This is a genomic window from Oceanobacillus jeddahensis (genome assembly GCF_000750635.1).
In the GTDB taxonomy this organism is placed as follows: domain Bacteria; phylum Bacillota; class Bacilli; order Bacillales; family Amphibacillaceae; genus Oceanobacillus; species Oceanobacillus jeddahense.
Window position 1 is genome coordinate 441,651 of the sequence record NZ_CCDM010000002.1, and the last position, 25,199, is coordinate 466,849.

General features: G+C 37.9%; 26 protein-coding genes. 15 read left to right on the top strand and 11 right to left on the bottom strand.

The window, feature by feature from the left end:
* Positions 1-68 precede the first annotated feature (68 nt).
* Together BN986_RS09870 and BN986_RS09875 are read right to left on the bottom strand one after the other, a co-directional pair.
* Positions 69-542 carry a DUF1307 domain-containing protein gene (locus BN986_RS09870; RefSeq protein WP_040979626.1) on the bottom strand — a complete coding sequence of 158 codons (474 nt, stop codon included), beginning with the start codon at positions 540-542 and terminating at the stop codon, positions 69-71.
* Positions 543-667: 125 nt separating this feature from the next.
* The gene (locus tag BN986_RS09875; protein ID WP_040979627.1) at positions 668-1,138 is read right to left on the bottom strand and encodes a DUF1307 domain-containing protein; all 471 of its coding nucleotides are present in this window, start codon (positions 1,136-1,138) and stop codon (positions 668-670) included.
* Positions 1,139-1,657: 519 nt separating this feature from the next.
* Here BN986_RS09875 and BN986_RS09885 point away from each other — a divergent pair.
* Positions 1,658-2,419, top strand: a complete 762-nt coding sequence (locus BN986_RS09885) for a glycerophosphodiester phosphodiesterase family protein (RefSeq protein ID WP_244444985.1) — start codon at positions 1,658-1,660, stop codon at positions 2,417-2,419.
* Complete coding sequence (locus BN986_RS25715) at positions 2,406-3,290, top strand: glycerophosphodiester phosphodiesterase family protein (protein ID WP_052400740.1); 885 nt, start codon at positions 2,406-2,408, stop codon at positions 3,288-3,290. The genes BN986_RS09885 and BN986_RS25715 overlap by 14 nt, the downstream gene beginning before the upstream one ends.
* Before the next feature lie 98 nt (positions 3,291-3,388).
* Here BN986_RS25715 and BN986_RS09895 read toward each other — a convergent pair whose 3' ends face one another.
* Positions 3,389-4,240, bottom strand: coding sequence for an AraC family transcriptional regulator (locus tag BN986_RS09895; RefSeq protein ID WP_040979630.1), 852 nt, complete (start codon positions 4,238-4,240; stop codon positions 3,389-3,391).
* 87 nt (positions 4,241-4,327) lie between these two features.
* Positions 4,328-4,861 carry a GNAT family N-acetyltransferase gene (locus BN986_RS09900; RefSeq protein ID WP_040979631.1) on the bottom strand — a complete coding sequence of 178 codons (534 nt, stop codon included), beginning with the start codon at positions 4,859-4,861 and terminating at the stop codon, positions 4,328-4,330.
* A gap of 99 nt (positions 4,862-4,960) precedes the next feature.
* Here BN986_RS09900 and BN986_RS09905 point away from each other — a divergent pair, with 99 nt between their 5' ends.
* Both BN986_RS09905 and BN986_RS09910 read left to right on the top strand, forming a co-directional pair.
* Positions 4,961-5,749 (top strand): aminoglycoside adenylyltransferase domain-containing protein, encoded by a 789-nt coding sequence (locus tag BN986_RS09905; protein ID WP_040979632.1) that lies wholly within the window; start codon positions 4,961-4,963, stop codon positions 5,747-5,749.
* A gap of 117 nt (positions 5,750-5,866) precedes the next feature.
* A complete protein-coding gene (locus BN986_RS09910) occupies positions 5,867-6,598 on the top strand; it encodes an alpha/beta hydrolase (protein ID WP_040979633.1) in 732 nt (243 codons plus the stop codon).
* A 164-nt stretch (positions 6,599-6,762) separates the two neighbouring features.
* Here BN986_RS09910 and BN986_RS09915 read toward each other — a convergent pair whose 3' ends face one another.
* Entirely contained in the window at positions 6,763-7,011 is a 249-nt protein-coding gene (locus tag BN986_RS09915) for a hypothetical protein (protein ID WP_040979634.1), read from the bottom strand.
* Positions 7,012-7,244: 233 nt separating this feature from the next.
* Here BN986_RS09915 and BN986_RS09920 point away from each other — a divergent pair, with 233 nt between their 5' ends.
* Positions 7,245-8,249 carry an Rpn family recombination-promoting nuclease/putative transposase gene (locus BN986_RS09920; RefSeq protein ID WP_040979635.1) on the top strand — a complete coding sequence of 335 codons (1,005 nt, stop codon included), beginning with the start codon at positions 7,245-7,247 and terminating at the stop codon, positions 8,247-8,249.
* 126 nt (positions 8,250-8,375) lie between these two features.
* Here BN986_RS09920 and BN986_RS09925 read toward each other — a convergent pair whose 3' ends face one another.
* Positions 8,376-9,623, bottom strand: a complete 1,248-nt coding sequence (locus BN986_RS09925) for a YeeE/YedE family protein (protein WP_040979636.1) — start codon at positions 9,621-9,623, stop codon at positions 8,376-8,378.
* 461 nt (positions 9,624-10,084) lie between these two features.
* Here BN986_RS09925 and BN986_RS09930 point away from each other — a divergent pair, with 461 nt between their 5' ends.
* From BN986_RS09930 to BN986_RS09950, 5 genes are all read left to right on the top strand, one after another.
* On the top strand, positions 10,085-11,380 hold the full coding sequence (locus BN986_RS09930; protein ID WP_040979637.1) for a uracil/xanthine transporter: 1,296 nt from the start codon (positions 10,085-10,087) through the stop codon (positions 11,378-11,380).
* 421 nt (positions 11,381-11,801) lie between these two features.
* On the top strand, positions 11,802-11,999 hold the full coding sequence (locus tag BN986_RS09935) for an HTH domain-containing protein (protein WP_040979638.1): 198 nt from the start codon (positions 11,802-11,804) through the stop codon (positions 11,997-11,999).
* Positions 11,975-12,163 carry a hypothetical protein gene (locus BN986_RS09940; protein WP_040979639.1) on the top strand — a complete coding sequence of 63 codons (189 nt, stop codon included), beginning with the start codon at positions 11,975-11,977 and terminating at the stop codon, positions 12,161-12,163. The genes BN986_RS09935 and BN986_RS09940 overlap by 25 nt, the downstream gene beginning before the upstream one ends.
* Before the next feature lie 84 nt (positions 12,164-12,247).
* Positions 12,248-13,054, top strand: coding sequence for a histidinol-phosphatase (locus BN986_RS09945; RefSeq protein WP_040980801.1), 807 nt, complete (start codon positions 12,248-12,250; stop codon positions 13,052-13,054).
* A gap of 232 nt (positions 13,055-13,286) precedes the next feature.
* On the top strand, positions 13,287-14,168 hold the full coding sequence (locus BN986_RS09950; protein ID WP_040979640.1) for an aldose 1-epimerase family protein: 882 nt from the start codon (positions 13,287-13,289) through the stop codon (positions 14,166-14,168).
* Between the two features lie 203 nt (positions 14,169-14,371).
* Here BN986_RS09950 and BN986_RS09955 read toward each other — a convergent pair whose 3' ends face one another.
* Together BN986_RS09955 and BN986_RS09960 are read right to left on the bottom strand one after the other, a co-directional pair.
* Entirely contained in the window at positions 14,372-15,964 is a 1,593-nt protein-coding gene (locus BN986_RS09955; protein WP_052400741.1) for a bifunctional metallophosphatase/5'-nucleotidase, read from the bottom strand.
* Between the two features lie 556 nt (positions 15,965-16,520).
* Positions 16,521-16,925 (bottom strand): thiol-disulfide oxidoreductase DCC family protein, encoded by a 405-nt coding sequence (locus BN986_RS09960; RefSeq protein WP_244444986.1) that lies wholly within the window; start codon positions 16,923-16,925, stop codon positions 16,521-16,523.
* A 259-nt stretch (positions 16,926-17,184) separates the two neighbouring features.
* Between BN986_RS09960 and BN986_RS09965 the strand changes: the two genes are divergently transcribed.
* The gene (locus BN986_RS09965) at positions 17,185-18,102 is read left to right on the top strand and encodes an AEC family transporter (protein ID WP_040979642.1); all 918 of its coding nucleotides are present in this window, start codon (positions 17,185-17,187) and stop codon (positions 18,100-18,102) included.
* A 3-nt stretch (positions 18,103-18,105) separates the two neighbouring features.
* Here the strand turns inward: BN986_RS09965 and BN986_RS09970 are convergent, their stop codons facing one another.
* Positions 18,106-18,975, bottom strand: coding sequence for a LysR family transcriptional regulator (locus BN986_RS09970; protein WP_040979643.1), 870 nt, complete (start codon positions 18,973-18,975; stop codon positions 18,106-18,108).
* 368 nt (positions 18,976-19,343) lie between these two features.
* Here BN986_RS09970 and mmgD point away from each other — a divergent pair, with 368 nt between their 5' ends.
* The 3 genes from mmgD to prpB are packed head-to-tail and all read left to right on the top strand — an operon-like array spanning position 19,344 to position 22,827.
* Positions 19,344-20,450, top strand: coding sequence for a citrate synthase (gene mmgD, locus BN986_RS09975; protein ID WP_040979644.1), 1,107 nt, complete (start codon positions 19,344-19,346; stop codon positions 20,448-20,450).
* Positions 20,451-20,467: 17 nt separating this feature from the next.
* Entirely contained in the window at positions 20,468-21,901 is a 1,434-nt protein-coding gene (locus BN986_RS09980) for a bifunctional 2-methylcitrate dehydratase/aconitate hydratase (RefSeq protein WP_040979645.1), read from the top strand.
* Positions 21,902-21,915: 14 nt separating this feature from the next.
* On the top strand, positions 21,916-22,827 hold the full coding sequence (gene prpB / locus BN986_RS09985) for a methylisocitrate lyase (RefSeq protein WP_040979646.1): 912 nt from the start codon (positions 21,916-21,918) through the stop codon (positions 22,825-22,827).
* Between the two features lie 80 nt (positions 22,828-22,907).
* Here prpB and BN986_RS09990 read toward each other — a convergent pair whose 3' ends face one another.
* Entirely contained in the window at positions 22,908-23,723 is an 816-nt protein-coding gene (locus BN986_RS09990) for a ZIP family metal transporter (RefSeq protein ID WP_040979647.1), read from the bottom strand.
* Between the two features lie 260 nt (positions 23,724-23,983).
* Between BN986_RS09990 and BN986_RS09995 the strand changes: the two genes are divergently transcribed.
* A complete protein-coding gene (locus BN986_RS09995) occupies positions 23,984-24,190 on the top strand; it encodes a hypothetical protein (protein WP_148417100.1) in 207 nt (68 codons plus the stop codon).
* A gap of 102 nt (positions 24,191-24,292) precedes the next feature.
* Here BN986_RS09995 and BN986_RS10000 read toward each other — a convergent pair whose 3' ends face one another.
* Positions 24,293-25,084, bottom strand: a complete 792-nt coding sequence (locus tag BN986_RS10000) for a processed acidic surface protein (protein WP_052400742.1) — start codon at positions 25,082-25,084, stop codon at positions 24,293-24,295.
* Between the last annotated feature and the right edge of the window lie 115 nt (positions 25,085-25,199).

Genomic DNA, 25,199 nt, shown 5'->3' on the forward strand with positions numbered 1-25,199 from the left:
TATAGATTCCTGGTCCTTTCATGCAAAAGAAAACCGCACCTTAAGAAGGGACGGTTTTACTTTCAACTTTATTCATCTACTACTTCCAACCCGTTGTCTTCCAATTCGCTAACCATACTTTCTAAACTTAAATCTTCATCTTCAAAAGAGTCTTGATCGATACCGAATCCGAGTGTGTTCAGTTCTTCTGGACCAGCTGTTGTAAGATCGATATTGATTGCTACAACAATTTCTTCTTCTTCATAACTAAGTTCGACCTCTACACCATCTGCTTCATTCGCTTCTTCAAATTCGGCTTGAAGCAGCTCATCCATGGACTCAGCTTCTTCCTGTGATTCAATGCCCATTAGTTCATATGGCAGGGTTAATTCAGCGGCCATTGATTGTACTTCATCATTCTGTGCCTCTAATGTAATTTCCTGTTGCTGTCCCATTTCTTCTCCTTGAAGCGTCACAGTTTCGTTAGAACCACATGCTACTAAACCTAAAATAGCAATTAATAAAAATAACAGTCCGGTAATTCTGAAAGTTTTCTTTTTCATTCGTGTCTATGCTCCTATCTATTTTTTAATACAGTTGCTAGCGTACTGAATTCAACTAGTAAAGTCAAATAAAAAATGAAATCGTACCGCTTATAGATACGGCTATACTTTTACTGGTAATAGTATTATTCTACTACTTCAAATCCTTCATCTTCAAACAATTGTACGGTTTCTTCTAAACTAAGATACTCATCATCTTCAGGCTCTGGAAAACTGGCATCAGGGATACTGTTTATCTCATCGATATCGGCAACAGTTAAATCTACCGAAACGATTTGTGTAAGCTGTTCTTCTTCATAATCAAGGCTGAATTCAATACCATCTATGTCTTCAAATGGTTCAAATTCTGCTTGAAGCATCTCATCCATGGATTCAGCTTCTTCCTTTGATGCTACTCCTATAACAGAATAAGGAATTTCACTTTGAACTGTTTGTTTTGTGATTTCATCGTCTTTGGCATCAATGGTGACTTCCATGTCTACTCCAAATTCGCTTCCTTGAAGGGTAACTGTTTCTTCAGACCCACAAGCTGCTAAGCCCAAAATAGCAGTCAATAAAAATAAAAGTCCAGTCATTCTAAAAGTTGTTTTTTTCATTTGTGTCTTTGCTCCTATCCATTTTTTCATAAAATTAGCGTATCGAATTCAGCGATTAATGTCAAAGCAAAATGGAAGAAAAATAAAGAACTAGACTATTATCCTGCGCTTGAAGTAGGTTTGATTTGCTTTTTTTGGATGTTTATTATGAAATTCGTTTTGTTTAAAGATTTCTGGGTTTTTAAAATTGAAAGCATAGAACAAAAAGGACAAGCAGGATGCAAATTCTGAATCCAGTGATCACAGAAAGCCTATTGATTCTCCAGAGCGGCAATAGTAAATCTTTGATTCAATGTAAATAGTAGCTTCATAAAGATTCCCTTTATGAAGCTACTGTAAGTTATTTTAATAAGAGATGAAATATTCGTATAGGTTTGGTAAATTTCCTGATTTCACGAAAAATGTATGGTTTAATGTACTTGAATGAAGGGAGGAAAAGAGGCTGATATTTGTATTTTCAAGTGTTCCGGCACTAATGCTGAATAGTAAAAATTAAATCAATTCTCAGGAGGGATAAGTTTGACAAAAGTATATGGACATCGTGGTATGATGGGGATATATCCAGAAAATACATTGGTAGGTTTTGAAAAAGCGCTGGAAGCTGGTGTGGACGGTTTAGAAATAGATGTACACATGACAAAGGACGGCGAATTTGCTGTGATACATGATGCTACATTAAATCGGACAATAAATGGAATAGGACCCGTATCAGAATATACTTTTTCAGAAATTCGAGAATTACAGTGGAATCATTCCTATTTTGCATCATTTCCAACCTATGACAAAAGCTGGGAGGAAGAAAAAGTGCCCTCCTTAGCAGAAGTTCTTCGATTAGTTGATTCGTATCCAGATGTTGCGTTAAATATTGAATTAAAAACGTATGAATATATATATGAAAATATTGAAGAAAGATTGGTAGACTATGTTGCTAAATTTCCTAATGTAAAAAACCGTGTGATTTACTCGAGCTTTCACTTACCTACATTAATTCGTTTGCGTTATTATGATCGGGATGCCCGATTGGCATGGATCCTTGACCAGCCGATTTCCCATCCGGAAGATTATATTGATATTTTAGGATTAGAGGCATTGCACGTCGGAGTAGAAACATTTCTGAAGCATATTTACCATTGGAGTAAATGGAGGAGGTTACTGCGCGTATGGACCGTAAACGATAAAGATACGTTAAAACAATTGCTGGATGTAAAGGTGAAGGCAATTATCACGGATGATCCAGAAAGGGCTATCTTTTATCGGTGTGAACGTTATGCCATGGCGTAGTGCATTACTTGTTTTAGTGATTGCTATTTTCATCATATCTGGATTCTTTGAAGCGGAGCCACAGACACCGCAGACGACAGCTAAATATGGAACAGAGGCATTGTACGTCAGTGCTGCCGATAAACCAGGAGACGCATCGGCTGATGTAGAAATTATTGCTCATTGTGGTGCGAATCATGTCTTTGATGAGCATACGCTGACTGCTGATAAAATTGCTTCGAAGGCTGAAGCAGATTCGATAGAGATTGATTTGCGAATGACAAAAGATCATGAATTAATCGCGTTTCATGACACGACTTTAGATTGTACAGCAACAGAAGCAGTTGCTCCGAAAGAATTTAGACGGAGCGGAATCAAGCAATTCGATACCGCAACTATGTTTGGGCAGGAAACATATAAGGATTCTGTAACGACGCTGGATGAAATATTTGCTGCATTTGGGCAGGAAGCACATTACTATATGGAGACACGGCTGGTTGATGGCGATACGAAAATGGAAGAACCTTTAATAAACCTGCTTCAGGAGAATAATTTATTAGATCCTAAATATGTCAGCATTCAGTCATTTTCTAAAGAAAGTTTACAAAAAATACAGGAATTTGCACCAGAAATTCGAACAACACTTTTGTATGAAACAGATAAATTTGATTTAGAGGATGCGCTGGAAGCAGATGCAGATGTGATTGGGATAGAATCAAGGAATGTTACGCAAGATGTTGTTGATGCACTTCAACAAGAAGGAATAGAAGTTCATGTATTTTTTACAGAGGAACGAACGGAGCTCATTGAACAGCAGCGAGTCATAATGTATGGAGTAGATGGTGTTTTTACGGATGATATTGATTTCACAAGGCAGGTTATTAAGCAGTAAAAATAAATTATTAAGAAAAAAACTTCATTTGTAAAAAACGCCATTAACCGCGAAATAGAAGTCATCGTGGTTAATGGTTATTTAATATGGTCAAATGCTTACCCTTTTTGTACAGGAATCCAAATTTCTATTTTTGTATCATCAACATTTTTAACAATCTCCGGAGCTTCTGTAAGTTCATATCCTGAAGTTGGAAACCAATCTGTATAAATTCTGCTCCACGTGTTCGTTAAGGCATCAGGCATTTCTCCCTCTGCATCAAAGACTGCCCATTGTTGTTTAGGTATTTCTAACGCAGCGAGATGAGCTGGAGCAACTTGGTCTGTAACAACAGCAATATAGTATTCCAGAGCTTCTTCGCTCTGATCTGGACCATGACATGTATTAACAGTAATATTTAGCACTCCACTTAAATCAACATCTTCTGAACGAAGCATTTCCAGATTTGCATAATCTTCATCGGTGAGCGTGCTCCAAAGAGTCGGGTTAAAATCTCCATTCTCTGGTTGCATGACTTCCTTATACCCAACAACGTGAAAAGAGTCTTTTTCGACAAAACGATATTTCATTTCAACATCTCCCTTAATAGAAATTTGGAAGGAAATCGGTGGATAAGCTTTAAGAGAAACTCCCGTCTGCTTAACTCTACTAGGCAAGGTATGGTGTAGTTCCTGAAAGGCTCTGGAGAACGAATCAGGAGACAGGTATCCATATTTTAATGCTACATCAATGACCTTCTTGTTATTATCCCGCAGTTCCAATGCTGCTAATGTTAACCGGCGCCTGCGCACATACTCAGATAAAGGGATGCCAGCAAGAAAGGAAAACATTCGTTTAAAATGATGTTCCGAAAAACAGGCGATTTGAGCTGCCTGCTGGTAGTTGATTTCATTATCTAAATGTTCCTCAATATAGTTAATAGCAGCATTCAGTGAATCAAGTGTATCCAAGTGATAACCTCCTCTTCTTATGAAAGGATAGCAATTAAGACCCGTTACTTCCCGACAATACAAGTTCCATTTTGTCGGAAAGTTTTATTATCCAGAAAATGCATCTGAATATTGAACCATGCCGCTTACATGCTCTAACGCGCCTGGTTTTAATTCCAATGCCATAAATGCTTCATTCGGTATATCAAATGGTGCTTTAATTCCCCATAAGTTGGCCGGTTTAAAACCAAATCGAGGATAATAAGCAGCATGGCCAAGTACGATAACCGAGGTATATCCAGCTTCTTTTGCTTTTTCTAACCCTTTTTTTATCAACATAGCTCCAATGCCCTGATTTTGATAATCTGGATGAACAGAAATAGGTGCAAGAGCTAGAGATGCTGTTATTCGTTTTTTGTTTTTAATGACTATTTTTGAAAAAAGAATTTGACCAATGACATCCTCCTGCTGATTGACCGCAATGATGGACAGCTCTGAAATAAAAGCAGTAGACTTGCGAATACGTTGTATAAGAAAATGCTCTTGCTGATCGCTCATTTCTTCATTTCGAAAGGCTTGTTCAATAAGTTCCTCTGTTTTTTGATAATCTTTTGGTTGTTCCTGACGAAGGTTTATATTCAAGGAAATCCTTCTTTCTTATATAATAGTTTGTAGTTATAGTTTATTATATATTCTACTACATGAACAAGGAAAGGTAGAGAATGGAAAGGAGCTATGGAGGTGGAGAAAATACCACGGCTTACAAAACATGTTCAATCATTTTTAAATGACCTTATCCAGGGGATAAAACAAATTACAGATGAGCAATTTACCGGTTGTTATTTACATGGTTCTTTAGCGATGGGGAGTTTTCAGCCTGGAAATAGTGATATTGATTTATTGGTTGTCTTAAATAAAACATTAAGTAAACAGCAAAAGCAGGAGCTGGCTGCATTATTTCTAGATAAGTCTAATCACCCTTATCCGATTGAAATCAGTTTTTTATTAGAATGTCATTTAAGGGAGTGGGAGCATCCTTTTCCGTATCTTTTTCACTATAGTGAACACTGGAGAGGACATATAAAACGGGATGAAAATCAAGTGATTGAGGAGAGCGGAGGGAAGGATGCTGATTTAGCTGCGCATATTGCGGTTCTTTTGGATAGAGGAGTTACTCTGGAAGGAGTTCAGGCAGAGAAAGTATTTCCTGTAATCCCTAAATCAGATTATATTTCATCTATTGGTTTAGATTATAAAGAATGTTTGGTGGATTATATCGATAAACCTGTGTATTGTTTGTTAAATATGCTCCGGTTTTACTGGTATTTAAAAGAGGAATGTATTTTATCAAAAAAGGAAGCAGGAGAAAGAGCATATGAAGCATTTCCAGAGAGTGTGCGTCCAACAATCAAAAACTTGCTATACCATTACCAAGGGAAAGAAGCGTGTAAACAGACGAGAGAGAGGCGGAGTTTAACAGCTTTGAAAGAATATATTGAAGGGAAAATAACAGAGCTCTTGAAAGGATAGCTATACGTATTTCACAAGAAAAGAAAGCGTCATCACTTGTGGAATGAACCAATCCGATTTATTCTTAAAATAAGGAATAACAAGTATTACATTCCGTTTCAAAAGGAGGAATAATAGATGAATGAGCAGTATCCAGTATTAAAAGACGCCGAGCCATTTTACTTTGAAGGAAATCGTGTAGGAGTTCTCGTATCTCATGGTTTTACAGGAACAACACAGAGTATGTATCCAATTGGAAAAGCATTTGCGGATGCTGGTTACACCGTTTGCGGACCGAGACTGAAAGGCCATGGCACAGCTCCTGAAGATATGGAAAAATGCACGTATCAGGATTGGATCGATTCTATTGAAGAGGCGTATTCTTGGCTTGAAGAAAGATGTGATACGATTTTTATGTGCGGTTTGTCAATGGGCGGAACTTTGACGCTGTATACAGCTGGAAAGCACCCGCTCTCAGGGATTATTTTAATTAATGCAGCTGTAGATATCCCTGCAATGGAGGAAGACCAGGGAGTACGTTTTATTGATGCAATTGGATCAGATATTAAGAAAGCAGGTGTAGTGGAATTAGCTTATGACAAAACGCCTGTAAAATCAATTGGAGAAATAAAGAAATTGATGAAACAAACTAAAGAAGATTTAGGAAAAATAACCTGCCCGGCACTTATTTTTGTTTCTGAGGAAGATCATGTTGTTCCACCGGATAATTCCCAAATGATATTGGAAGGAATAGCTTCTGAACAAAAAGAAATTATTTCTATGAAAGAGAGCTATCATGTAGCGACATTGGATAATGATCAGGAAATGATTATTGAAAAATCTCTACATGCATTGCAGTCATGGACGTAGTTAATTAAATAAAGTTATGTTATTTATCAGAAATTGGGCTGTCTATTCCTGAGTAGAAATAAATTTCTCATAAGTTTTATACTTTTTTATTAAAAAGGGGTGACTCCAGTACAGAGCCATCCCTTTTGGTGATCTCAAAAAGCAAATACCTCAGCATTCGCATCTTAAGATGATTGTGTTTGATTCTGTCCTCCACCATTATTTTGGTTCATCGCTTGACCACCGCTAGAAAGCATGTTCTGAAGTGGTTTAGCAATATCCTGCATGGTGGAACTATTCATGGAATTGGAAAGCTTTTGTGACATGTTTTGAAAGGATCCATTTTGCATACCCATGCTTATTCCATAGGCTGCCGCCCCTGCTACACCTGCAGCAATTAGTGACGTGGTCATTCCTTTTTTATTATTCATCATTAATTATCATCCCTATCCATTTAGAATGTGAATCAACAACGATACTTAGTTTGGGATAAAATTTGAAAAATATACAGAAGCTTTGCGATTGTTATGGATATTTTATTGGAAAAGTTACTGTAATCCAATTGGGAACATTTGTTTGTGTTTGTTTTAGATATATGCTAATATACATTTAGAAATCAACATAAGAATAAGTCATCAAATTCCATTTGAGAAAGGATTTGATACCTTTGCAGATTCAAAGCCCGCATGATAAGATTTTTAAAGAAACTTTTTCTAATGTGGATGTTGCTAAAGACTTTATAACACATTTTTTACCGCCTTCCATTCGCAACACCATTGATGTAGACTCCATCCAGCCCCAAAAAGACAGCTTTATCAGCCATAACCTTCAAGAATATTTCTCCGATTTATTATTCCAAACAAAAATTCATCAAAAACCCGCCTACGTCTATTTTTTGTTCGAGCATAAAAGCTATCACGATTATTATACTGCTTTGCAGTTACTGCGATATATGGTAGAGATATGGGAAACTAAACGGGATAATACAGAAGAAAATAAGCAGCCAATCATTGTGCCGATTGTTTTGTATCACGGCGACACGGATTGGTATGCCGGCACTTCCTTCCATTATATGCTGGAAGGGTATAAGAGTCTCCCGCCGGATCTGCATAAATATGTCCCTAACTATGAATTCTTTCTCTATGATGTATCTGATTTCAAAGACGAGGATGTCCAACTGAATGTATTCTTGCGGATTATTCTGTTGGTGTTTCGGGATATCCGCAAAAACGATATCCAAGTTGTTTTAAATACCATTTATCTGGCAATCGATTATCTGCGGCAGATGAAAGATCAAAGAACAGCAACAGAATATTTGGAGACGTTGTTTTATTATATTTTCCGTGTACAACACCATCTCACCAAAAAACAATATTGTGATATAATGAAGCATATCGAAAATACTTATCAAGAAGGGAGCGAGTTGGCGATGACCTTAGCAGAGATTTTTCGGAATGAAGGGAAAGAAGAAGGCAGAGTGGAAGGTAAAGCAGAAGGTATAGCGGAAGCATTAGCCAATACCGCAATTCGATTAATCACAAAATTTGTAGCTCCACCTTCAGAAGATATAAAGAAAAAGATATACGAACAGGAAATAAGCACGTTGGAAACAATCATAGATCATATAGATGAATTGGAAACAATAGAAGATGTGAAACAATATTTGAAATAAAAAAACACGGGAGTCCCGTGTTTTTTCTGTTAACAACAAGGAAGAGAGCTCCCTGCATTTTATCAAGTTCGCTGGTTTCATTTGTTGAAAATAACTACAGGAATTTGCCCGTATCCTCCTTTTATATTAGCAAAATGAATCGCGTGGTTTTGGAACGGAAAGACCAAATAGTGGGCGCAAATATAAAGCAAGAAAGGTACCCGCAAGTGCCATTACGCCCCAAATGTAACCATGCGCACTAAAGGAAGCAATACCGCTGAAATAAGCGCCGACATTACAGCCAAATGCAAGGCGCGCGCCATAACCCATTAACAGCCCGCCAATAATGGAAGCAGCAGTGTTTCCTTTCGTAATTTTTGTAAATTTGAATAATCCACCTGCTGCCGAAGCAATAAAGGCTCCTAAGATGACACCGAAATTAAGAGCGGTTGTTGTATCAGCAAAGATTGAAGCATGAAGAGCCTCCGTATTACCTGCCCAATAGCCCCAGCTTTCCACATTAAAGCCAAGCGCTTCTGCTGCTTTTGATCCCCAAAGTGTAAATGCTGCTGTCACGCCCCATGGGCTGTCACGAGTAAGCAGCGTAAGTGCGTTTAAAACAGCCAGTGCAGCAGCCGCTGCGAAAAGTGGCCAAGAACCCCGTAAAATTCGTTTCCAGCCCTTTTCGGAAGGGAGAGTCGCCATTTTAGGAGGCTTTCGCTTCTTCTCAATCAAAATTGTTATCCCGGCAATAATGGCAAAAATTAGCAGTGAAATGCCCCATGCTCCGCCGTAACCAAGTCCTGTTGATGTGGCCAGAGAAAAAGGTTCCGCAGCTGGTAAATCCTCCATCCAGAATGTGGAGTGAGCTGCACCAATGGTTGAGCCGACAATAAAAAACAACAGCGTAATAAACATAACAGTTCGCCCGCCGCCAACTGCATAAAGCGTACCAGAAGCACATCCGCCGCCAAGCTGCATGCCAATACCGAATAAAAAGGCGCCAACAATAAGGCTAATACCAATGGGGGAAATATTACCAGCAGGTGTCCCTCCGAAGAAAGAATATCCAAATGCTAAAATGGGAGCAAATAGTGTACATGCAATTGCAAGCATGAACATGTGCGCCCGAAGAGACTGGCCATTTCCTACTGAAGCAAGTCTCCGAAAAGCGGAAGTAAAACCGAAACGTGCATGAAATAATGTATATCCAAGCAGTAATCCAATCAATAACAACAATGGCTGAACGACATGTTGCGTAGCTGCTAAATAAATCGTCAAAATGAATGTGACCACGATTCCGCCTGCAACCAGCTTTTTCTGTGGAGGATTTAGTTTTGGAGCCTCTTCCACTTTTGCTGGTTGTTCGGAAACCGGTTGTGCCAATGTAGACATTCTTAACACCTCTAATTCCTATCAGTTTAGTTTGTTATAGTCTTTTAGTTTATGCTCCTTTTGAAAAAATGTCAATGGGATATGAGGAATGATTTAGAATGTTGCCTTGTGAATAAGAAAGGTCTAGATATTTTTCAAAAATAAAGAGTTGTAAAAGGAATCAATGAGGGCTTTGCTTGGAAGATAATAATATCCTTTTCGCCTCTTTTCAGCCCAAGCCAGCTGTAATCAGCGGGGCTTTGATGATGTTCGAAACTAATCGCTTGCAAATCTTTTGTTCAGAGAAAAATGAAATTACTTATATCTATCTGTCAAGTAACTGTGGAAGATAGGTAATAAATGATGATAGTCTAATGAAAAAAGAACCCAATTCTGATAAGGTTAGGAGTAGAACTAAACAATCAATAAAAAGGTATTAATAATAGTTGCTGTATTTAGTTTAGGAAAGGCAGGACTTAAGGATGAAGGAGTTATTAAAATCAAGCAATTGGTTTTCGGGTCTTCAATGGCTCTTTTTTATTTTTACAAATATTGTTGTGATCCCAATTACAGTTGGTGCAGCTTTTGAACTTTCCCAGGAAAGAATTGCCAGCTTGCTTCAATTGTCATTTATTGTGACAGGAATAGCGTGTATGGTACAGGCTTTGGTCGGTCATAAACGGGCGATAATGGAAGGTCAATCGGGACTTTGGTGGGGTGTTATCTTAACGTTGACTTCTACCGCAGCGGCACAAGGAATGCCTTTAGATGTGCTGGGAGGAAGTTTGACAGCAGGCATTATTATTTCTGGAATCCTCACAGTGATTATTGGTCTAAGCGGAGCAGGACCATATATTGCTAAATTGTTTAACCCGGCTGTTATGGGAGTATTTATGTTTTTATTCGGTTGCCAATTAATCGGAATATTTTTAAGAGGTATGCTGGGTATTCCTTTTGGAAACGAAGCGGAAAATGCTCAAATTAATTTATCTATTTCCCTGTTATCTATTTTGATTGCAATCATTGTAGCTATTATTAGTATTAAAGCTCCAACAAGCATTAGACGCTACGGCTTATTAATCGGAATAGTTATTGGATGGATTGCATTTAATCTCACTTTTGAGCAACAGGAAGCGGTTAGTCAAACAGCCTCATCGAGTATGGAATTATTCCCGCTGGGTAAACCAACGTGGGATACGGGTATTGTTATAACGACAGTGTTAGCTGGACTGCTGAATACAGCGAACACATTTGGAGCATTAAAAGGAACAGATAGCATCTATCGCACAGAGACAACAAATTCCCAATATCGTTCCTCATTTACGATAACAGGTGTTTTCACGGGACTGTCCGGGGTGCTTGGACTTGTACCATATGCGCCGTATGTCTCTTCCATTGGTTTTTTAAATCAGACAGGAATCATTAGACGGTTACCTTTTATTCTTGGCAGTTTTATGTTCTTATTAATGGGGATTATTCCACCAATTGGGCACTTTTTTTCCATGTTGCCGTTGAGTATAGGCAGTGCAGTATTATTTGTTTCTTATTTACAGCTGTTTAATTCATCATTAAGTTTCTTTCGGCAGGTTGAATTCAATACGCTTAATATTTATCGGTCGGCAGTTCCCTTATTTGTCGGTATCATCATTATGACCTTCCCTGCTTCTTATTTCGACACCTTACCTGACTTTCTTCGTCCATTGTTAAGCAGCGGGTTATTAGTAGGTATTATTTTAGCACTTATACTTGAGAATGTATTTGATTGGAATCGGTTATAAGGACAAGTTATAGATAAAGAAGCTGTTACTGAATCAATTGATTTTTATAAGGAGCTGTCGTTAACTGAACGGTATGCATGGGAGGACAGCTTCTTAGCTTGGGAAATAATGTTTACGCAAAAGCAATGTTTCAAATGCACAGCATGGAAGAGCAACACAAAACTTACTTAATAGCTCATTCAGGAAGGATTTTAATGATGTAAATCCTGCTTCCCGGACACTTTCATACCAAGTAAACTCCATTCTGATCAAAAGTTATCATATAGATTTCCTTGTCGAAAAATGATATACTATCAAAAATAATGATAAGGGTTTCATTTATTTCTGAGAATATTTGAGAGATTGTCTCTTTATTTTTTCGGAATTTTAAATCAAATGTATATAGGTGCTGGAATGGTTACGGTGATGTGGAGGGGATAACATGCTTTCATCCAGACAAAAGAAAATTTTAGAACGATTAATTGAAGAAGAAGCGTTTGTTTCCTTAGCTGACTTGAATAAAGCCTATCAGCTTTCTCTGCGTACAATTCGCCAGGATTTACTTGAAATCGAGATGTGGCTGATTTTAGGAGAGAGCAGGTACTTCAGGAGGCAATGTACAAGCAGAAGGATTATTTAAGTGCAGTACAGCGCCGGCAAGATATGCAAAAGCTTCTATTACTGTATCCAGCTATCCATGTAGAAGAATTATGTGATGATTACCAGATCAGTATGAATACGCTTCAGAATGATTATAATCAGTTAAAGATGGAAACGGAAGATTATAATGTATATATTTATTAATCAAAATATTGTAAGTTATATATATGTGTATATAAAGTAATCAGAAATTCAAGAGAGAAAGGAGTATGAAACATAGTGACAAATATTATTTTTGACCTACACTCACACCACTACCGCTGCGGACATGCAGAGGGAAATATAGAAGACTATATTCAAGCAGCTATGGACCGGGGATTACATTACATAGGTGTTTCCGATCATTCCCCGCATTTTTATGCAAAGGAAGATCAACTTTATCCTGGGATTACGATGGCAAAAAGTGAGTTAGATAGTTATGTAAAGGAAGTATTGGCATTAAAAGAAAAATACAAGGGTAAGATTCATGTGTTATTAGGAATGGAAAGTGATTATTTTCCAAAACATGAAGCATTATATAAAGAGAAATATAAGCAGTACCCATTTGATTATATTATCGGTTCTGTCCATTTTGTGAATGGGATAAATATTTTTCAAAGAGGTAGATGGGATCGTTTAACAAATGAAGAAAGATTACAAGAAAAAGAGTCTTATTATCGCCTAATTCAACAGTCCGCAAAAAGTGGGATGTTTCAAGTGTTAGGTCATATTGATGCTATGAAAGGATATTTGTTAGATTTTCATGATTTAGAGACACTGATCATAGATGAGACATTGAAAATAATTGCTGATGAAGGTGTAGCCATTGAAGTCAATACATCTGGTAAAAATAAAGATTGTGGCGGCTGGTATCCTTCTTATGAAATATTGGAAAGGGCTCATCATTATGGTGTAGATATTTCCTTTGGGTCTGACTCACATGTTCCTTCGAGGATTGGAGATGACTACATAGAGGTTCAAGATACATTAAAGCAAATCGGCTTTAAAGAAATGGTGTATTTTATAAACAAAGAAAGGCATTCCGTGTTATTATAATTTTGAAGCATGACATCGGTCTTTTTATTGTGAAAAGTGGGCTAAGATCATTAATTCTTAGTCCGCTTTTTACAATATAACCTCTATTTCAACATTTCCCGGGAAATAACGACAAAAATATAAAAACAAATTATTAACTATAACAAGAAGCTAAACTAGACAGCCCAATATCTGCACATTAAGATTAAGTGTAGAGATACTAGCCTTTAATTCCAGGAAGGATGAAACAAAAGTGAAACAGACTATTGAAAATGAGTGGTTGAAAGTTGAAATAGAAAGTAATGGAGCGGAAATACAATCAGTAGAGCATAAGAAGAATACATTAAAATATATGTGGACAGGTGATAGTGCATATTGGGGGCGTGTTGCTCCAGTGTTGTTTCCGATTGTCGGCCGCTTGAAAGAAGACCAATATCAGCTGGATGGGCAGACATATAAGATGTCCCAGCATGGATTTTTAAGAGATGTTGATTTTGAATTAAGCTCACTTTCGGCAGAACACGTTTCTTTTGAAGCAGCTTCGGACGGTCGCTTTAAAAATATCTATCCATATGAATTTAAAGCAACAATTACCTATTCCCTTCATCAGGATTCTCTTTCCGTTGATTGGAAAATAGAAAACCAAAATGATACTGAAATGTATTTTTCCATTGGTGCCCATCCTGCTTTTCGAATTCCACTTTTAGAAAATGAAGGATTAGAGGATTATCAATTAACATTTACACCTAATCCCGACAAAGAAGTAATGGAATATGGTTTGGAAAATGCTTTGGTTCATGAAAAAGGAATCCGCAATCATCTTCCAGACATTACATTGCAGCCAGACCTGTTTGCAAAGGATGCGATGATATATAGTCATATAGATCGTATTGAACTGGCCTCAACAAAGTCGAACCATGGTGTAGAAGTTGTATTTACGGATTTTCCGTTTGTAGGGATCTGGTCTAAATACAATGAAGAGAACAATACGATTGCTCCATTTGTCTGTATTGAACCTTGGTACGGTATTGCGGATATGCATGATACGACAGGAGACTTAAAAGAAAAATTTGGCATGACCCGGTTAGAGGCTGATGAGGTTTTTCAAAAAGGATATACGATGACATTTAAATAATTATTTTGTTTCAATTTATAATATGCAAGGAATCTTTTGTTTGATATGACGAAAAAATGAGCGGAATACGTGCGAGCAAATCAAAAAGAAATGCAGGTATAAATACAAAAAGGAATATGGTAACTAAAGCGATGTTATAAAAAAAACCAGCTGAAACTATTACACAGATTCAGCTGGTGTTTTTTTATAATGATAGAAGAATATTACATCAATACCTTCCAATTTTGGTTCGTTTGCGGAATGAATTCTTCAGTATTTTCCAGTTCCTTGATCAGCATTTCAGTTACACCAAACGGAAATTCCTTGATAATTTTTTCTTCACCAAACATATCATAGCCGCCTGTGCCACTTGCCCGATAGCTGCTCGTTGCTACGCGATATTTTTTGTTTGGATCTAATGCCTCTCCATTGAATGTAAGAGAAGTAATCCGTTCGCCTTTTGGCTTCTGTAGATTAATCGTATATTGAATTCCTTCCCACATATCATAGTTATAGCTAAGGAGACGCGGATATTTCCATGCTTCACTTATCGCAGGGTTGCCATCTGCATCTAATGTTAAAAAGGATGCGCTGAACTCAAGGGAAGCCCGTATTTCTTCTCCTGTTGCTTCCATCACGACGAGTGTATTCGCAAATGGATAGAAGGTGTGTATGTCTCTACGGGTAAGTGTATTGCCGAATCTCATACCCTGAGTAAGAAAAAAGGCTGTAGATGCCATATCTGCTCCGGTGATTTTTAAAAAGGCTTTATTCACCCATTCAATCATAGGGTGTTCTTTTATCCACACATCTTTTAATGGGTCTTCAATTTGCATTGTTGACGGATCAGATACGGTTGTTAATGTTTCATCAAGCCAGTCATCCACTTCTTTTTCAATCTCTTTAATATCTGATAAAATAATTTCGTCCGCTGGTGCATCTTTTACAGGAAGAAGTGATGTTTCCTTGTGTGCTAATTGATAATGATCTTCCTCCAACACTTTTTCAAAATCTAGATCAATTCGGCCGACGAATTCTCCCTTTGTTCCAGACTGAATTACCGCTGTATCTTCTTCTGTAACTGCGTGATAAACCAAATGCTGGTGGCCGGTAAGTAATACATCCAGTTCAGGGAAATTTGCCAGCAGGTCGTTGCCTTGATTTTCTCCGTTACTGACAGCCAGATACTGCCCTGTTACAGGATCATGCTCAAAACCGCCATGGTAGGCAATAATGATAACATCCGCTTGTTCTTCATTTTTTAAGTAGCTTACCCAATCTGTTGCAGTTTCTACCGGATCTAAGAAATCAAAACGGTCAATATGGCGTTCCGGCTCCCAAACAGGAATATTTTTCGTAGTCAAGCCAAGGATACCCACAGTAAGTTCATCAAATTTTTTTATCATATAAGGTGTACCAAAGTAAGGTTCTGTTGTCCCTTTTTTTACAATATTAGCAGATAACCAAGGGAAATTTGAATCCTTCACAGCCTGTTCCAGTTTTTCCTGGCCATAGTTGAATTCATGATTACCGATTACAGCTACATCATATTGAATCGTGTTACAAGCGGAAATAACTGGATGGATCTGGCTGGACTCTTCTTTTTCCGCAAGCATGTAATGAGAAAGTGGTGTCCCCTGCAGCATATCTCCATTATCAATAACAATCACATTTTCTTCTTCTTTTCTTATTGTATTGATGACAGAAGAAACTTTTGCATAACCTTTTCCATCATAACTTTTGTCCTGACTGTTATAGGGTGAAATTTTACCATGGACATCACTTGTAAATAATACAACGATTTTTTTCTTTTCCAAAGTATATATGCTCCTTTCTTAAGCAGATAAATCTGAAGAAATGCTAACTTAATTATAAATCGTAAACGTCCAATTTTTATCACGGAGAACCGTCCGTAAAACTCTCGCCTCAAAATAAAGCGTAAAAATAAATTTATTTAGGCGGGAGATCAGGTGAGTTAACTCCCTGAAACACTTAGGCTAACGCAGTGGGAGAAGAACGGCAGACTAAGTTCGCGACGTCCTGGGACTGCGGTTACCAATGTTGTCAGGTTAATACGACCGCTGCGACGGGTTATGGTGGGGTGAGTAATCGCAACCCCAGAAAAACACTACGCTTTCCGTGGGCTTGAGCTCAGCCTCCTCAAAAAAAAGAAGTTCGCTTTTTTCTGCGGGGTCTTCCCTCCGCGCTTTCCCACAGGAGTCTCCGTGTTTTTCCTCCGCTAGTTAGCCTTATTGCTATCTACCAGTATCAAACATAATCTTAATGAAATTCACTAACCTGACAACATTGGTAACCGCAGTCCCAGCCCCAACTAAGGCATTCGCAAAAAGCTTAACGAATGCCAATTTTTCTTTATAAATCCTTTATTGTTTCTGCAAATTGCTTACGTTCTTGTGCTGTAGGAAGCCGGCAAGCCTGTTTTTTGCCAAACCATTTATGCCTGTTACGGGCGATGAAATCATAAAGTGCATCCCGGATAAAATAAGGCAGGATTTTACCAACAGTTAGCAGCTTCCAAGGAAGTGGTATATTTTGTAATACTTTTAAAGCTGCATCGGACTTGATATAAATTTTCTCTCCATCGATAAGGAGTACGCTGTCGAGGTTATCTGGAACCCGATATTTTTTTCTTAAATAAATTCCAGCTTCACTTTGCAAGGAAGTGAAAAGAAATTGATTTTCTGTATCCTTATTTAGAATAAACTGTACGAAGGTATCGCAAACGTGACATTCTCCATCAAATAAAATAATTTTCACTAAGATCACCTCACACATTCATTCTTTACTTACATCATACTAGTTCTTTTTTTTATGAACAAGTTAATGGACTTAAGACAAATCGAAACGGCATATAGTTCATTCGCTTTTTAATGGATGGAACGATCAGCAAAACGATGGTTAGTCTTCCTTTTTCTTATACCTTAAAAAGGGGAGAAGTTCTTTTTGTATAAACTAAAGTAAGTATGTGATATGATAGCAATTGTGTATTTTGAATGTACTGAAGGAGTAGAAAATTTTGGAAGGGTTTCAGCAACAATTTATTATTTCTGTATTTATTATTTTACTTGGTTACTTTTTTAAAAGGACAAAAATTTTAAAAGAATCGGATGGACAGACAATAGCAAGGATTGTTTTTAATATTACCTTGCCTGCACTGGTTATTGTAACTTTTAATCAAATGGAGATGACCTTGCCTCTGGTGTCCCTTATTTTTATTGCGCTCTTATTTGGCCTTGCTGCAGCTCTGATCGGATATTTTGCATTCCGCTCTGCAGATCATAACATAAAAGGGATGGCAATAATGATGGTACCCGGTGTTAATGTCGGTTTATTCGCATTTCCGCTTGTAGAAGCTATTTGGGGCAGAGAAGGTATTCAGCATTTTGGTATGTTTGATGTAGGTAATGCCGTGATTGTATTTGGACTCTGTTACTTTATTGCCAGTTATTTTGCAAAAGGTACATCGAAATTTTATTGGCGGGAGACTATCAGTCCATTACTCCGATCCATCCCATTCTTGACATATATGTTTGTCGTAGCCTTAAATGTGCTTGATCTTCATTTGCCGGAACTATTCATAGATACAGCAGAAATTATTTCTGTGGCGAATATGCCATTGTCCTTATTATTGCTGGGCCTCTATTTAAACTTTTCCTTTGAAAAGTCATGGTTTCCTTTACTCAGCAAATATCTTGCTGTGAAGTATGGTACAGGACTGGCGCTTGGGTTTACACTATTTTGGCTGTTTTCTGATTATCCCATGCTTGCCAATACGGTTTTAATCGGTTTTATTTTGCCATCCTCCACAACAGCTGTGGTATATGCAATAAGGTACAGATACGATGCCAAAATGGTTGGTACCTTAGTGAATATAACCATTATTCTAAGTTTCATTTTAATTTGGGTACTTGCGAGTTTTGTCGCATATCATTAGATACTATAGAGCTTTAACATCTAATGTTTGAACAAAGTCAACAAAGGCACGGACGATATTCATCTGTAAGGTATCTTCCTGATAATACATCCAGGTTTGCCTTCTTAAAGGCTCGCCAGACGGCCCCGTGATCGGTTTAATAAATAGTTCAGGGTGCGGACGAACAACTAAATTAGCAACAATCGCGTAACCAAGTCCGTGAGTAACCATCTCTTTACACGTCTCTACCTGATTGACATGGATTGTGATATTTGGCTGTTCAATATAATTTTGATGCCACCAATCATCTAATAATATACGCATATGCTCATCTGTGTAATAGTCTACTCTTGGAAGCTTGGGAAGCTCCTCCCATGTGAACTCCCAAGGTGAGGCAACACAGATTTCCTCTTCATATAATAACGCTTTCTTTTCTTTCCAAGCATAATTTCCCTTAATAAAACTGATATGTACATCATGATTTAATAACAAGCGATGCATATCACTGCTCCACCCAGTGACTACCTGGCATTCTACATCCGGATATTTTTCCTTAAATAGCATCAGCAACTTTGGCATCTTATTTGCAGCAAAGAAATTAGAAACACCAACCCGTAATGTTCCTCTCACTTCTTCTCGCATATTGCTGAGCTTTTCCTCCATTTTACGTTGTTCTAATAACATTCTTCTGGCGTGTTGAGCAAGCTCTTCACCTTCTGGAGTAAACATAATGCCGCGGCGTTTTCTTAGAATAAGAGAGACACCATAATGGTTTTCGAGCTTTTGAATTCTTGCAGTTAAAGTAGGCTGTGATAAAAATAATTGATGGGCCGCCAGTGTAATATTTTCTGTTTCATAAAGAGTGGCAAGCATCTTCCAGTCTTGTAAGTTCAATTGTTTTCCTCCTCCAGTCAGACATAGAAAAAAACTATCGTTATTTATTAAAATTATATATTTTTCTAATTTTCAATTCAAGGTTATACTATATAATAAGAAAACATGAGTGAGGAACAAAATTTTAATGCTTGCTCTTTTTTCCAAAAGTACGAGTTACATGCTATCCTGGTGACAACATAGAACACAAAGATTTACAAGCGGGAGATTAATCCTAAGCTTAACGAAAACATTCAGTTAAGTTGTACTCCAAAGAATAAGAGATTCTAAGAAAGTGAAAACGCTTTCAAGACGCTTTGTAACGAATATCCATTTTGAAGAATGAAGAAATGAAATGATTACGCTTTCAATAATAAGGGGGAGAAATAATGCGTACAAGTGAAAGTTTTGTTCCTGGTTTGGATGGTGTTATTGCGGCTAAGACAGAAATATCATTTTTAGATGTCGATCGAGAAAAAATCGTTATTCGTGGAGAAGACTTAATTGAATTAGCGAAAGATAAGACATACTTTGATGTTGTTCATTTATTGTTAGAAGGGGATGTTCCTGGCCAAGAGGAAAAGAACAAGCTTGAAGAAAACATTAAAGGGTATTATAGCCTTCCAGATGATAGCTTGCCTGCGTTTAATCTATTGCCAAAAGGAATGCACCCAATGGATGGAATGCGCACGATTATTTCTTTATTAGCTGGATACGATGCGGATATAGAGAACCGTTCGCATAAAGAAAATAAGCAGCGTGCCTACAAACTATTAGGTCAACTGCCTTTTATTACGGTAAACAGCTATTTTGCTACAGAGGGTAAAGAGATTGTCAGTCCGGATGAAAATCTCGGCTACAGCGCTAACTTCCTGTATATGATTACAGGAAAGAAACCGTCCGATTTGGAAGTAGAAATTTTTGATCAGCTTTTACTGCTTTATATTGAGCATGAGATGCCTAATTCAACGTTTGCTGCCCGTGTGATTGCTTCCACAAATGCAGATATGTACGGTGCTTTAACAGGTGCTATTTCTTCTTTAAAAGGAAACTTGCACGGCGGGGCTAATGAAGCGGTGATGCATATGCTTCGTGAGGTAGATACAGTGGATGGTTTTGAAGCTCTGATTCGTCATAAACTCCAAAATAAAGAAAAAATCATGGGATTCGGACATCGGGTTTATATGAAAAAGATGGATCCCCGGGCAACGATTACGAAAGAAGCATTGCGGAAACTTTGTGAAAGCGATAAGGATTATATGCTTCTGGAAATGTGTGAAGCAGGAGAGGAAATCATGCGGGAGGAAAAAGGTTTATATCCTAATCTGGATTATTATGCTGCACCCGTTTATTGGAAGCTTGGCATTCCAATACCGCTCTATACACCAATTTTCTTTAGTGCCAGAACGGCAGGTCTTGCGGCGCATATTATCGAACAGCATGATAACAATCGCATTTTTAGACCAAGAGTAGCGTACACAGGAAAAAGTTACTAATAGGGGAGGAATATACTATGGAATCTGTAAAAACAAATCAAACAGACCATCTTTTAGAAGAAATTGCTGAGTATGTATTAAATAAAGAAATCACGAGTGAAGAAGCTTATAAAACAGCACATCATGTATTAATTGATACGATTGGCTGCGGCATTCTGGCACTAAATTATCCGGAGTGCACCAAGCTGTTAGGCCCGATTGTGCCTGGTACCGTTGTTCCCAATGGCGTGAGAGTTCCAGGAACGCCGCATGTTTTAGATCCGGTGCAGGGAGCATTTAACATTGGGACGATGATACGCTGGCTGGATTATAATGACACATGGCTTGCAGCAGAATGGGGACATCCTTCTGATAACCTGGGAGGTATTTTAGCTGTTGCTGATTATGTGAGCCAGTTACGGCAGCAAAAAGGAGAAACTCCTTTAACCGTAGAAGAAATTTTAGAAATGTCAATTAAAGCACATGAAATACAAGGTATTCTTGCTTTAGAGAATAGTTTGAATCGTGTCGGCCTGGATCATGTATTATACGTGAAAATTGCTACAACCGCTGTAGTTACAAAAATGCTTGGCGGCGGAAAAGAAGAAATCATTAATGCATTATCCAATGCCTGGATTGATAATTCTAGTTTACGGACATATCGTCATTTTCCAAACACGGGTTCCAGAAAATCATGGGCAGCAGGGGATGCAACAAGCCGTGCGGTTCGTCTGGCTCTGATGGCAATTAAAGGAGAGATGGGTTATCAAACTGCTTTAAGTGCAGGTGGATGGGGATTTCAGGACGTCCTTTTCAAAGAGAAAAAATTGGTATTAAGCAGACCGCTTGAAAGCTATGTCATGGAAAATGTCTTGTTCAAGGTATCTTATCCAGCAGAATTTCATGCGCAAACAGCAGCAGAAGCAGCTGTTCAATTACATCCGGAAGTCGTTGACCGCATCGATGAAATCAAAGAAGTTACTATATCTACGCACGAATCAGCTATTCGTATTATTGATAAAAAAGGACCGTTGCATAACCCGGCAGACAGAGACCATTGCCTGCAGTATATTACAGCGATTGGACTGTTGAAAGGAAATATTGTTGCAGAAGATTATGAGGATGACGTGGCAAAAGATCCACGCATTGATGAGCTCCGTGATAAAATGACCGTAACAGAAAACAAACGTTATACGGAAGATTATTTAGATCCTGAAAAACGTTCTATTGCGAATGCGGTACAGATTCATTTTACTGATGGAACATCCACAGATTGGATTGACTGTGAATATCCTCTGGGACATCGTTTCCGCAGAGAAGAAGCATTCCCGCAAATAATTAAAAAGTACGAAGCGAATCTGGCAACACAATTTACGGAAAAACAATCTGTCCGCATTAAGAAACAGAGTGTAGATTATGATAAGATTAAGGAAATGCCGATTACAGATTTTATCGAATTATTTTTAGATTAGAAGGGTGAGAAGAAATGGCTTGGATTGTAGATAGCCCAGTACCACAGCATGAATTAGCTGAAAAGTTCCGTAAGATGGCAGCAGAAAAAGAGATTTTGCAAATTCCTGGAGCCCATGATGCCATGGCAGGATTAGTAGCAAAACAAGCAGGGTTTCAATGTCTTTATTTATCAGGAGCTGCTTTTACTGCGAGCAGGGGGTTGCCTGATTTAGGAATTATTAACTCCGAGGAAGTAGCAGACCGGGCGAAGGAAATTACCAGAGCAACCAATTTACCATTGCTTGTAGATATTGATACAGGTTTTGGCGGTGTTTTAAATGTTGCCCGCACAGCTAGAGAAATGATGGAAGCTAATGTGGCTGCCGTCCAGCTGGAGGATCAGCAGCTTCCTAAAAAATGCGGACATTTAAATGGGAAAAATGTTGTCAGCAAGGAAGAAATGATGCAAAAAATAGCTGCAATTAAAAAGGCAGCACCAACACTCTATATTGTAGCGAGAACGGATGCCAGGGCAGTAGAAAGTTTAGACAGCGCTGTGGAACGTGCTAAAGGCTATGTAGAAGCCGGAGCAGATGCTATTTTTCCGGAAGCCCTGCAAAATAATGAAGAATTCCAGGCAGTGGCAAAAGAAATAGAAGTTCCGTTGTTAGCAAATATGACAGAGTTTGGGAAGACTCCTTATTTAACAGCGAAGGAATTTGAAGACTTGGGGTATAAAATGGTTATTTACCCAGTAACTTCTTTACGTGCTGCTGCAAAAGCCTATGAGCGAGTTTTTGGTTTGATTCGAGATGAAGGTACACAAAAAAATGCTTTAGCGGATATGCAGACACGAAAAGAACTTTATGAAACGATTCAATATGAGGAATTTGAAGAATTGGATCAGGGGATTGCGAAAACAGTGATAGAGGATTATTTTAAATAAGAAAACGAAAAAGATGCCTATGGTTTATGGACTTTAAACCATAGGCATCTTTTGTATTCATATCATTTTGTTTGCAGGATTTATCCCAAAGCAACATCAAGCACCATCATCAGAGCAAAACCAATCATCAGGCTGATGGTTGCTAAATCTCTATTATTATTTTCCTGAGAGCTTGGTATTACTTCTTCAGCGACTACAAAAATCATAGCACCTGCTGCAAAGCTAAGCGCATAAGGAAGCAGCGGTTCGATATGAGCAACCGCTAATGCGCCGATAACGGCAGCGATAGGTTCCACAAAACCTGAAAGTTGTCCATACATAAAGCTTCTTCCCCGGGACATTCCTTCTCCGCGCAATGGCATTGCAACAGCAACACCCTCCGGAAAATTTTGAATCCCTATTCCGAGAGCAAGGGTGATTGCACCAGCTAAAGCAGCTTCTGTACTGTGATTTGCCAATGCACCAAAAGCAATTCCGACAGCAAGTCCTTCTGGAATATTATGAATGGTGATAGCAAGCACTAATAAGGTACTGCGTTTTCTCTTCGTAGGTGCCAGACCTTCTGCTTGATTCTTTTCGGTGTTCGGATGAAGGTGGGGGAGAATTTTATCAATAATCCATAAAAATCCGCCTCCCAGTAAGAAACCAACCAAGGCAGGAAACCAAGGACCGATAATATTATCTGTTGATGCTTCAATAGATGGACCAAGTAAAGACCAATAACTGGCTGCAATCATAACTCCCCCGGCAAAGCCTAACATACTGTCTAACAGTTTTTGATGTACGGTTTTTGTGGCAAATACAATTGCTGCCCCTAATGCGGTCATCCCCCATGTAAAAAGTGTTGCTGCTAATGCTTGCATGACAGGACTAAGATTCTGAAAAAACTCTAACATAATATATCCCTTCTTTATCAATCAGTTATCATATACTTTGTACCAACTTAATTACTTTATCATTAAAATACGAAAAGATGAAATCATCTACATTTTTTAAAAGCAGAATAACAGGTTGAAAAGCATGTGTCTCCTCATTGTTATTGGTTTTACTTAATTATTCCACACCTTAAATGTATTTCATAAGTATAATAAGTTTTAGAAAATGAAAGAAATATAAGGTGGGTGAAATAAACATGTATATCATTAGTCTATTGGGAATGAGCAAAGTTATTCAAGCGCCTATGTATAAAATTTGGGAGTGGCTGGAGGTTTTTAAAGCACATATCCCAATGAAGACGATTGATCAAATACCTTATTTCGAAATTGAAGCAGTGGAAGTTTTGATGTTTATAAAAGAAAAAATAGATGAAGAATATGATTTAATGGAGATAAGAGAATTACTAACGAAAAGAAGTTTTGCATAATTGCTCTTAAAAAGAGAGGGAAACGGTATATTGGAAAAGAAAAAGGAAGGAAGAAAATTAGATAATTTATTCTAACTTTCTTCCTTCTGTATGATCTTAAAATTATTGCAGGCCAAATGCTGCTTCTACGAATATAACTGAAATCATTCCGTAAATATCAACAACTGGTTCACCTGTTAAAAAGGAAGTGTTGAACATGTCTGCAGTGAAATTTTCTGCATTATCATTCCACATATCATCTTCCTCCCATGAATCGTCATCTTCCCACAGGTCATCGTCTTCTTCCCATAAGTCATCACTTGATTCGGAACCTTCTTCTGCTACATAAAAATCAGCAGCCAATTCAACGTCAAAAAGTGTCGTATAGTTATTAATAGAATCTTCATATGCATTGAAAAGTTCTTCTAATTCTTCGATGGAATCAAAACCATACGCTGAAGCAAGCTCTTCTAAATTCTCATCCGTAATTTCTTCCTCAAAGGAACCAAAAGAATCCTCGGCTTCACCCAGGTCAGTTAAAATCAGATCTATGAAAAGCTCAACATTTTCCGTAAATATGAATGCCACACTGTCTGAAATTTCTTCATCCTCTAAAAGCAGATCTTCTTCACGAAAGAGTTCATCTAACTCTTCATAGGTCATATCATACATTTCGAGAACTTCCTCTAATTCTTCTTCGGTAGCTGGTGTACCAAGTTCGGAAACATCATCAAAATTAGCCAGCTCCAAATCAAACTCTGCTAGGTAATCTTCATACTCTTCTGCTTCCCAATCAATGGATTCTAAAAAGTCTTCTACTTCCGGATCATCCGCTTCAAGTGCAAAAGCGTGAGAAGGTAAAAGACCAATCATAAGTATCATTGCAAAACTAATAGATAATAAATTCTTTTTCAATTTCCAACCTCCTATGTATATCGTATGAATTCAAGTATAAAGTGTTTTTTTATGAAATTCCATGAAAATAGGAGCGTTGTAAAAAAATAAACCGAAAGTCACGAGTCAAGAAATA

Bases quoted from the DNA above. Each gene is read 5' to 3' on its own strand.
- BN986_RS09995 (WP_148417100.1), top strand. From the start codon at position 23,984: ATGAGCAAAGTTATTCAAGCGCCTATGTATAAAATTTGGGAGTGGCTG.
- BN986_RS09875 (WP_040979627.1), bottom strand. From the start codon at position 1,138: ATGAAAAAAACAACTTTTAGAATGACTGGACTTTTATTTTTATTGACT.
- BN986_RS09870 (WP_040979626.1), bottom strand. From the start codon at position 542: ATGAAAAAGAAAACTTTCAGAATTACCGGACTGTTATTTTTATTAATT.
- BN986_RS09915 (WP_040979634.1), bottom strand. From the start codon at position 7,011: ATGATGAATAATAAAAAAGGAATGACCACGTCACTAATTGCTGCAGGT.
- mmgD (WP_040979644.1), top strand. From the start codon at position 19,344: ATGCGTACAAGTGAAAGTTTTGTTCCTGGTTTGGATGGTGTTATTGCG.
- BN986_RS09930 (WP_040979637.1), top strand. From the start codon at position 10,085: ATGAAGGAGTTATTAAAATCAAGCAATTGGTTTTCGGGTCTTCAATGG.
- BN986_RS09980 (WP_040979645.1), top strand. From the start codon at position 20,468: ATGGAATCTGTAAAAACAAATCAAACAGACCATCTTTTAGAAGAAATT.
- BN986_RS09910 (WP_040979633.1), top strand. From the start codon at position 5,867: ATGAATGAGCAGTATCCAGTATTAAAAGACGCCGAGCCATTTTACTTT.
- BN986_RS25715 (WP_052400740.1), top strand. From the start codon at position 2,406: ATGCCATGGCGTAGTGCATTACTTGTTTTAGTGATTGCTATTTTCATC.
- BN986_RS09935 (WP_040979638.1), top strand. From the start codon at position 11,802: ATGCTTTCATCCAGACAAAAGAAAATTTTAGAACGATTAATTGAAGAA.
- prpB (WP_040979646.1), top strand. From the start codon at position 21,916: ATGGCTTGGATTGTAGATAGCCCAGTACCACAGCATGAATTAGCTGAA.
- BN986_RS09990 (WP_040979647.1), bottom strand. From the start codon at position 23,723: ATGTTAGAGTTTTTTCAGAATCTTAGTCCTGTCATGCAAGCATTAGCA.
- BN986_RS09925 (WP_040979636.1), bottom strand. From the start codon at position 9,623: ATGTCTACATTGGCACAACCGGTTTCCGAACAACCAGCAAAAGTGGAA.
- BN986_RS09940 (WP_040979639.1), top strand. From the start codon at position 11,975: ATGTACAAGCAGAAGGATTATTTAAGTGCAGTACAGCGCCGGCAAGAT.